Below are 2,410 nucleotides of genomic sequence, written 5' to 3' on the forward strand. Positions count from 1 at the left end.
TGTCTAAGCTTGACCATATGCTTGAGCCCAGGACCTCGGTTCGCCGGGTCGAGGTCATCACGGAGAGCGGCCGACGCCGGCAGTTCTCGGCCGACGACAAGGCGCGGTTCGTCGAGGAGACGCTGGCCCCGGGAGCCGTGGTATCGGAGGTCGCGCGGCGGCACGGATTGTCGCCGCAACAGCTGTTTACGTGGCGCCGGCAAATGCGACAGCCGGTTGCGATCCCTGTGGCTCCCGAGCCGCAGACGTTCGTGCCCGCTGTCGTTACCCCATCATGCACGCCGCCGGAGCGCTCACCGCGGCAGTGCCGACGCCTCCGGAAGGCGCCCGAGGGGGCCGAGAACACCGGCATCATCGAGATCGAGATCAACGGCGTCGCGCTCCGGGTCGGCCGCGGCGCGGATGCCGCGACGATTGCGGCCGTGATCCATGCGCTGAAGACCTGCACGTGATCGGTCCGACGGGCGCGGTGCGGGTGATGGTGGCGACCAGGCCGGTCGACTTCCGCAAGGGTGCCGAAGGGCTCGCGGCCCTGGTGCGTGAGAGCATGCAGGCCGATCCGTTCTCCGGCGCCGTGTATGTGTTCCGCGCCAAGCGCGCCGACCGGGTGAAGCTGATCTATTGGGACGGCACGGGTGTGTGCCTGTTCGCCAAGCGGCTTGAGACCGGTTCGTTCTGCTGGCCCAACGTGCAGGACGGCGTCATTCGCCTGACCGCGGCGCAGCTGTCAGCCTTGCTCGAAGGACTGGACTGGAAGCGCGTCCACACCGCGCGCGAGACACCGTCGCCGATCCAGGCGAGTTGAACTGCGGCACAGTGAATCAGTATGCATGTCGCGCTCGCGAGATGCCGCGACGCATGGTGTAATCGCATCATGGCGACGACGGCCGACACGCTTCCGGACGATCCCGGCACGCTCAAGACGATGCTGCTGGCCGAACGGGCGCGCGCCGCGCGGCTCGAGCAGATCATCAAGGAGTTGCAGCGTCATCGCTTCGGCCGCCGGGCCGAGACGCTGCCGGAGGACCAGTTGCTGCTCGGCCTGGAGGAGGTCGAGCAGGTCGAGGCGAGCAGTGATGCCGCGACCGATGCAGCCAATGCTGCCGAGCGATCTAGCCGAGCCGCACGGCGCCGCAGGAACAGAGGAGCGCTGCCGGCGCATCTGCCGCGGGTCGAGATGCTGATTGACCTCGACGATGACGCCTGCCCGTGCTGTCAGCAGGCGCTGCACCGGATCGGCGAGGATGTGAGCGAACGATTGGATATCGTGCCGGCCCAGTTCCGGGTCCTAGTCGTAAGGCGGCCGAAGTATGCCTGCCGGGCCTGCGAGACCATGGTGCAGGCACCGGCGCCAGCGCGGCTGATCGAGGGCGGGCTACCGACCGAAGCCACCGTGGCGCAGGTACTCGTCGCCAAATATGCCGACCATCTGCCGCTGTATCGGCAGGCTCAAATTTACGCCCGCCAGGGCCTCGAACTGGATCGCTCGACCTTGGCCGATTGGGTCGGGCGGGCAGCCTTCCTGTTGCGGCCGGTGCATGAGCGACTGCTCGCGAAGCTGAAGCAGTCGACAAAACTGTTTGCCGACGAGACCACCGCCCCCGTGCTCGATCCCGGACGCGGCCGCACCAAGACCGGCCAGCTCTGGGCTTATGCCCGCGACGACCGGCCCTGGGGCGGCACGGACCCGCCCGCCGTCGCCTATGTCTACGCTCCCGATCGCAAGGCCGAACGGCCGATCGTCCACCTCGCGGGTTTTGCCGGCATCCTCCAGGTCGACGGCTATGCCGGCTATCGGGTCCTGGCCGAGCGCGGTGACGTAGAACTGGCGTTCTGCTGGTCACATGTGCGCCGGCGCTTCTACGAACTCGCCGCGGCCGGTCCCGCACCGATCGCCAGCGAGGCGCTCGAACGTATCGCCGGGCTCTACGTCATCGAAGCCCAGATCCGCGGCCGCACCGCCGACGAGCGTCGCGCCGTCCGCCAAGAGAAGAGCCGGCCGATCGCCGACGAGTTCGAACCCTGGCTGCGCGCCAAGCTTGGTCTGATTAGCCAAAAGACCAAACTCGCGGAGGCCATCCGATATGCGCTGTCGCGTTGGGACGGGCTGACGCGCTTCATTGCCGACGGCCGCATTGAGATCGATTCCAACGTCGTCGAGCGCGCTATCCGCCCAATCGCGCTCAACCGCAAGAACGCCCTGTTCGCAGGCTCGGACGGCGGCGGCGAACACTGGGCCGTCATCGCCTCACTGATCGAAACCTGCAAGCTCATCGGCGTCGAACCCCACGCCTATCTCGCCGACGTCATCACCCGCATCGTCAACGATCACCCGAATAGCCAGATCGACGAACTGCTACCCTGGGCCTATCTCGCTACCCCAGAACGCTGGCGCGTGGCCTGAGAACAT

Annotated in this window: 3 protein-coding genes; all 3 read left to right on the plus strand. The window is 67.1% G+C overall.

Annotation, left to right across the window (positions count from 1 at the left end):
* The coding region (gene tnpA / locus IVB41_RS02000) for an IS66-like element accessory protein TnpA (protein WP_346770796.1) at nucleotides 1-452 on the plus strand (452 nt) is incomplete at its 5' end.
* Nucleotides 449-805 carry an IS66 family insertion sequence element accessory protein TnpB gene (tnpB, locus tag IVB41_RS02005; protein ID WP_247426194.1) on the plus strand — a complete coding sequence of 119 codons (357 nt, stop codon included), beginning with the start codon at nucleotides 449-451 and terminating at the stop codon, nucleotides 803-805. The genes tnpA and tnpB, both read left to right, overlap by 4 nt.
* A 69-nt stretch (nucleotides 806-874) precedes the next feature.
* Complete coding sequence (gene tnpC / locus IVB41_RS02010; protein WP_247426198.1) at nucleotides 875-2,404, plus strand: IS66 family transposase; 1,530 nt, start codon at nucleotides 875-877, stop codon at nucleotides 2,402-2,404.
* The last annotated feature ends 6 nt before the right edge of the window (nucleotides 2,405-2,410 follow it).

It is taken from the genome of Bradyrhizobium sp. 44 (assembly GCF_023073095.1).
In the GTDB taxonomy this organism is placed as follows: domain Bacteria; phylum Pseudomonadota; class Alphaproteobacteria; order Rhizobiales; family Xanthobacteraceae; genus Bradyrhizobium.